At 40.2% G+C, this 239-nt stretch carries 1 pseudogene; it reads right to left on the minus strand.

Annotated features, from left to right (window positions below):
* Positions 1-239 (minus strand): annotated as a pseudogene (locus tag KVT27_RS26015) (NAD-dependent epimerase/dehydratase family protein); the annotation flags it as partial.

Raw genomic sequence — 239 nt, forward strand, 5'->3', positions numbered from 1 at the left:
TATTCCCTCTGCAAAAGAGCTTTTGGGTCTCCAACCAATTGCATTTGCTAATTTGTCATTATTTAAAAATGAATGTTCAATTTCTCCTTCTCGCGCGGGGGCATATTGAATTTCAAGTGGATGATTTAAATGCTGTAGTAGCAAAATAACTTGATGTAGTGACCATGCTTCATTTGTGGACACATTATAGATACCCTGCAAGCGTGCATGGGCACCGGCATAGATGACGTCTGCAACAT

The sequence above is a fragment of the Lysinibacillus sp. GbtcB16 genome (genome assembly GCF_019091145.1).
Taxonomy (GTDB): Bacteria; Bacillota; Bacilli; order Bacillales_A; family Planococcaceae; genus Lysinibacillus; species Lysinibacillus fusiformis.